Raw genomic sequence first — 5,094 nt, 5'->3', positions numbered from 1 at the left:
CCTGTTCAAGGAGGAGAAGGCGCCCACCGAGCCGAAGAGGGAGCCGAGCCCGCTCGCGCGCCTGTCGCCGGCGCTCCCAGTCCCGGGCCCCGAGTCGATTCCCGCGCAGCCCCAGGCGCAGGCCCAGCCGGAGCAGCCCGTTGCGCCCGCGGCACCACCCCAGATGCGCGTGCGCATGGTGACGCTCGAGCCGAAGGAGGCCTTGATCGAGGCCGGTGACGGCGACAGCCGTGGCTGGTTCAAGGTTCACGAAGGTCAGAAGTTCCCGGACTTCGTGGTCACCACCATTGGCGAGGACGGCGTCACGATCTTCTTTGCCGGCCGCGGGTTCTTCTATCCCGTCGGCGGCTACGCTCTGGGTGCGCCCCAGGACAACCGCCAGGGCGCTTCGCGGCAAGCCTCCGAACTGCCGCGCCGCTGAGAGAGCATGAGCCGACCCCTCGGAGGTTACCGTCCTGGTGCTTCCGTGAGCGGACGCTGCGTGGTGGGTGTCCTGCTCGGCCTTTCGCTCGTGGCCGCTCCGCGAAGCACCGCCTCGGGCCCGTGGCCAGTGGGCCCGCCGTTGACCGGCGGCCCGCCCGAGCCCCACGTCGTTCCCTCGGACGCCGCCGCGCGCATCTACCTCGCGCAGGCCCTCGCGAGTCTTGCTCGTGCCGAGCAGCTCGCCCAGCAGGCCGCCCAGTACGGCCACATCGGCGCGCTCGACATCGAACGGCTCCTCCAGGAGCTGCGGACGATCAGCCGAGGTCTCCAGCGGTTTCTCGTCCCGGACTCGCCAGCGCCAGGGCCGCACCTGCCCGTCGAGATTACGGGGCAGTACCTGTACGACGGCCTGTCCCGTCAGCGCGAGCCGCGCACGCCTGCGCCACGTCCACACAAGGAGTCACGGCCATGAACCCCGCGTCTGACAGCTCGTCCCATTGGCGGTGGACCGTCCCGATCGCCTTCGGGCTGCTCTTCGCCTGGGCCGTGTGGACCGCCCCGGCCCTGGCGCAGACGAGCGGCATCGACTGCTCGCAGACGGTCGCCATCGAGGGCTTCAACAAGCTGCTCGGCACCGTCTGGGGCTACTTGAGCGGGCCGGTCGGCAAGGTCATCGCGATCGGCCTGATCATCTTCGGCGCCGCCAACGTCATCGCCCGCAACATCGGGCTCGGCGTCGCCTCGTTCGTCGCGGCCTTCGTCATCGCCTTCTCAGCGGACATCGTCCGGACGCTCTTCGCGAGCGCAGCGGGTACCGGGATCGGATGCTAGAGCATCACTGCCCGCGCACCGTCGACGAGCCCATCCGGGTGCTCGGCCTCGACGGTGAGGACTGGGCGCTGATCGGCAGCCTGGCCGTCATCGTCTACGTCCTCTCGACACCATTCGCCGGCGTGGCAGCCGGCGTCTTCCAGATGATCGCCATCCGCCTGGCCAAGCGCGGACGCCCGCCGGGCGCCTTGCGCCACGCCTTCTGGCTGCTCGGCTTCCCCCTGCCGGGGTGGCCCCAGGCGCCGGCGGCGCAGGGGCAGAGGTACTCGCCGTGGCGGTGACGCGGCCGAGCTACTTCGAGTGGCGCGCGGAGCTCGAGGCCGAGGCCGGACGCTGGCGAGTCAGCGCGCTCCTGCTGGGCGTCGCCTGCCTCGCGCTCATCGCGCTCCTCGTCTTTCAGGCCTCGCGGCCCGCGCCGGTCTACTTCTTCACCGGTTCCCGTGGGCTGGCGATCGGCGGGCTGGCGCGCGCCGACCGCGTGCCGCCGGAGTTGGTCGAAGCCTTCGCCAGCCAGATCACGCTCGCGTTCGGGAACCTCATGCCGGCGACGGCCCGTCAGAGCTATAGCCGGATGCGCGCGCACATGACGCCGAGCCTCCAGCGCCAGCTCGCCGCGCAAGCCGCCGCCGATCTGCAGTCGATCGAGGAGCGCCAGCTGAGCACGAGCTTCACCGTGCGCGACAGCGTGGTCGTCGCCTCCGCGGACGATCAGTGGACGGTGCAGGTCTTGGGGCACCGGCTGAGCTGGAGCCGCGCCACGCTGATGAGCGAGGAGGACATCGCCTACGAGTTCGACATCGTGCGGGCGCGGCCCTCGGACGCCAACCCCGCGGGGCTCGTCATCGCGCGCGTGAGCGTGGGGCGGCCCCCGGAGCCCGCGCGGCGCCCTGCGCCACAGCCCGCACCCGGCCAGAACTCCTGACGACGACCGGAGAGGGGAAGGAACGTTCGTATGAGGCCACAGAGAGCGTGTCGCGTCCTGCTCGGCGCGCTCGCGGCTCTGGCGTCGCTCGCCGCGGCCGCGCCGGCGCAGAAACGCGCGGACGCTCCCGAGATGCCGACCGTGCGGCTGGCCCCGTGGACCGGCCAGCCGGTCACCGTGAACCTGGCCGTCGGCCGCACCACGGCGGTCACGTTCCCGGCCGCCATTACCTCGATCGTCACGACCGCTAGCAAGCAGACGCTGACGCTCGAGACCGCCGGCAGCCGCCTCTTCCTGTCACCACTCGTTCCCGACTATGCCGGCGAGATCTTCGTGATCCTCGGCAACGACGACCAGGTCCCGCTCCTCGCGCGCTCAGTCGCGCCCGAGAAGGCGGACCTCGTACTTCGTCTGGTGGTCGGCTCCGCCGCCGGGAGCGGGTCCCGGAGCGCAGCGCCCGATAGCGGCGGCGCCTGGACGCCGCTCCGCCTCATGCGGGCCATGATCCTGGGCGTCCAGGAGCCCGGCGTCACGGTCACGCGGAGCCGGCCGCCGTTCGTCGCCTACAACGATTCGGTCCTCGTGCTACGCACGCTCGCCACCTGGAAGACGCCCCGGTACGAGGGCGTCGTCCTCGAGGCCGAGAACCTCACCGACCAGTGGCTGCGGCTCGCGCTCGAGTCTCTCCACTTCCCCGGCCTCCTCGCCGCGCACGCCGAGCGTGACAGCCTCGCGCCGCGCCCGACGAAACCCGACGAGGCCCGCGCGGCGCAGCAGAAGACGAAGGTCTACCTGGTCCGGGTCCCGGAATGAACCGCGAGGTTCTCCGGCGTCTCTGGATCCTCATCCGGCAGCGCCCGGGCGTCGGCCTCGCGCTCGGCGCGCTCCTCGTGTTCGTCGTCTGGAGCGTCCTGCCCGGCCAGGACGGGCCAAAGCCGCGTCAGCCCACGTCGACGAGCGGCACGGGCGCCAGCGGGCCGCGGCTCCTCTCGCCCGACGTGCAGCTGCAGGGCGAGGTCAGCCGTCTGCGCGAGGAGTACGGCAAGCTCCTCAACCGCTTCGACGAACTCCAGAAGAAGCTCGGTGAGCAGAAGAAGGGCCCGATGGGCGACTCCAAGCCGGGCGAGCCAGCGGGAAAGCCTGGGGATCTCAGCCGCATCTTCGGCGACGTTCCGCGCGTGCCGCCGACGGCGCCGCCGCGGGCGGCCGAGCCGATTCTGCCGCCGCAGGTCCGCCCGCCGGAGCCGATCACCGCGCCCGGGCCGCCCCGGCTTACGCACTTCAAGATCGTTGAGGGCCCGCCGCCGAAGCCCGCCGCCGCGCCCGCGCCGCCAGTCAAGATGGCCCACCTTCCTGCGGGCAGCTTCCTATCGGTGACGCTGCTCTCCGGCGTTTACGCGCCGGTGCGCGGCAGCCAGCCGTTCCCGGTCCTGCTGCACTTCAACGAGGCCGCGTTCGCGCCGAACCGGCACCGCGTGGCGGTCGAGCGCTGCGTCGCGATCGCGAAGGCCGTCGGCGACTACGTGAGCCGTCGCGCGACACTCCAGCTCGACCAGCTGTCCTGCACGCTGCCCGACGGACGGGTCTTTACCACGCCGCTCGCTGGCTGGGTGAACGGCCCTGACGGCGTCTTCGGCGTTCCGGGCGAAGTCATCGAGCACACCGGCTCGTTCCTCGCGAAGGTCGCGCTCTCGGCGTTCATCCAGGGCGGCGCGGCCGGGCTCGCGCAGGCGGGGACCACAATCACCACGACACCGCTGGGCGGCACCCAGACGACCGTGGTCGGCAACACCGCGCAGTTCGCCGCGCTCCAGGGCCTCGCCACGACTGCCGAGCGCATGTCGCGCTTCTTCGAGCGGCAACTGGAGACCCTCGTGCCCGTCATCTTCGTCCGCGCCGGCATCACCGGCGCCGCCGTCATCCAGAATGGCGTGACGATCGAAGGCCTTCCCCTTGCGCAGACCGCGGCAGACAGCCCATGGCGTACGCTCGACTAGCCACGGTCCTCGTCCTCGTTGCGCTCGCTCTCGGGGCGTGCGCGACGACGACCGCGCCCTCGCCGTCGATGCACGAGGCCCTCGTCGCCGCGGAAGCCGCTGGGACGCAGGGCCAGCAGCCGACCGCAGCCGTCGGGTCGAGCTTCGGCTATCAGGCGCCCTACCTGCCTCTCGTGGTCCCGCCCGACGTGCGGCGCATCTGGGTTCCGACGCACGTCACCGAGGACGGCAGTCTCGTCCAGGGACACTGGGTCTTCGTCCCGGTCAAGACGTGGCAATGGTTCGTCGAGCAGCCGCTCAGTCCGAACGGTCTGGGCGTGGCGGTGCCGCCCGATGCGACGCCGCCACCCTGGCCGGCGCCGATCCAGTCGGGCCGCCGCACGGTCGTGCCATGGACGGTCGAGCCGAAGGCGCAGACACCGCCCGGCCCGGGCGAGCCGACCCCGGAGCCGGCCGCCCCCGCGGCCGGTGCCCCGCCGCAGGCGGCGCCAAGCGCGGCGCCGGGACCGCCGGCGACGCGGCGATGACGACCGTGGCGCGCTGGACCTGGGAGCGGATCGAAGCCCTCAAGGCCGACGATCCGCCGCTCGCGGACCTCTTGCCGTGGCGGTGGGTCGAGCAGGAGCACATGCCGATCCACGTACTCGTGGACGGGAGCCTCGGCCTCGGCTGGGAGCTGTCGATGGCGGACGTCGAGCTCCTCGACTCCGGCGCCACCGAGTCGGCGCACCGCGCGATCCAGCACTTCCTCCACCAGATCCCGACGGGCGCCGCGTTCCAGGTCCTGCTCCTCCAGTGGCCGACGATCGACACGGCGCTCGGCGCCTGGAAGGCCATCCGGCGTGCCTCGCCGCTGACGTCGCGCATCGTCGCCGCGCGGGAGCGGCACTACCAGGCACTCGTCGACGACGACTTCTTCAC

At 72.0% G+C, this 5,094-nt stretch carries 9 protein-coding genes; all 9 read left to right on the top strand.

Annotation, left to right across the window (positions count from 1 at the left end; translation table 11 throughout):
* Positions 1 to 175: 175 nt before the first annotated feature.
* The gene (locus tag E6J59_00980) at positions 176 to 421 is read left to right on the top strand and encodes a hypothetical protein (GenBank protein TMB23938.1); all 246 of its coding nucleotides are present in this window, start codon (positions 176 to 178) and stop codon (positions 419 to 421) included.
* A 6-nt stretch (positions 422 to 427) separates the two neighbouring features.
* On the top strand, positions 428 to 895 hold the full coding sequence (locus E6J59_00975; GenBank protein TMB23937.1) for a hypothetical protein: 468 nt from the start codon (positions 428 to 430) through the stop codon (positions 893 to 895).
* Positions 892 to 1,254, top strand: coding sequence for a hypothetical protein (locus E6J59_00970; GenBank protein ID TMB23936.1), 363 nt, complete (start codon positions 892 to 894; stop codon positions 1,252 to 1,254). Before E6J59_00975 ends, E6J59_00970 begins: the two co-directional genes overlap by 4 nt.
* Positions 1,248 to 1,535, top strand: a complete 288-nt coding sequence (locus tag E6J59_00965; GenBank protein ID TMB23935.1) for a hypothetical protein — start codon at positions 1,248 to 1,250, stop codon at positions 1,533 to 1,535. Before E6J59_00970 ends, E6J59_00965 begins: the two co-directional genes overlap by 7 nt.
* Positions 1,367 to 2,176 (top strand): DUF2895 family protein, encoded by an 810-nt coding sequence (locus tag E6J59_00960; protein ID TMB23934.1) that lies wholly within the window; start codon positions 1,367 to 1,369, stop codon positions 2,174 to 2,176. Before E6J59_00965 ends, E6J59_00960 begins: the two co-directional genes overlap by 169 nt.
* A gap of 30 nt (positions 2,177 to 2,206) precedes the next feature.
* Entirely contained in the window at positions 2,207 to 2,989 is a 783-nt protein-coding gene (locus tag E6J59_00955) for a hypothetical protein (GenBank protein TMB23933.1), read from the top strand.
* Positions 2,986 to 4,173, top strand: a complete 1,188-nt coding sequence (locus E6J59_00950; protein TMB23932.1) for a hypothetical protein — start codon at positions 2,986 to 2,988, stop codon at positions 4,171 to 4,173. The genes E6J59_00955 and E6J59_00950 overlap by 4 nt, the downstream gene beginning before the upstream one ends.
* On the top strand, positions 4,155 to 4,700 hold the full coding sequence (locus E6J59_00945; protein TMB23931.1) for a TraV family lipoprotein: 546 nt from the start codon (positions 4,155 to 4,157) through the stop codon (positions 4,698 to 4,700). The genes E6J59_00950 and E6J59_00945 overlap by 19 nt, the downstream gene beginning before the upstream one ends.
* A partial coding sequence (locus E6J59_00940) for a conjugal transfer protein TraC (GenBank protein TMB23930.1) occupies positions 4,697 to 5,094 on the top strand: 398 nt, incomplete at its 3' end. The genes E6J59_00945 and E6J59_00940, both read left to right, overlap by 4 nt.

It is taken from the genome of Deltaproteobacteria bacterium (assembly GCA_005879795.1).
GTDB lineage: Bacteria > Desulfobacterota > Binatia > DP-6 > DP-6 > DP-6.
The sequence above is the reverse complement of the archived record's forward strand: the minus strand, read 5'-3'. Positions and strand labels throughout refer to the sequence as shown.

Bases quoted from the DNA above. Each gene is read 5' to 3' on its own strand.
- E6J59_00975 (TMB23937.1), top strand. From the start codon at position 428: ATGAGCCGACCCCTCGGAGGTTACCGTCCTGGTGCTTCCGTGAGCGGA.
- E6J59_00945 (TMB23931.1), top strand. From the start codon at position 4,155: ATGGCGTACGCTCGACTAGCCACGGTCCTCGTCCTCGTTGCGCTCGCT.
- E6J59_00950 (TMB23932.1), top strand. From the start codon at position 2,986: ATGAACCGCGAGGTTCTCCGGCGTCTCTGGATCCTCATCCGGCAGCGC.
- E6J59_00955 (TMB23933.1), top strand. From the start codon at position 2,207: ATGAGGCCACAGAGAGCGTGTCGCGTCCTGCTCGGCGCGCTCGCGGCT.
- E6J59_00965 (TMB23935.1), top strand. From the start codon at position 1,248: ATGCTAGAGCATCACTGCCCGCGCACCGTCGACGAGCCCATCCGGGTG.
- E6J59_00980 (TMB23938.1), top strand. From the start codon at position 176: ATGGTGACGCTCGAGCCGAAGGAGGCCTTGATCGAGGCCGGTGACGGC.
- E6J59_00970 (TMB23936.1), top strand. From the start codon at position 892: ATGAACCCCGCGTCTGACAGCTCGTCCCATTGGCGGTGGACCGTCCCG.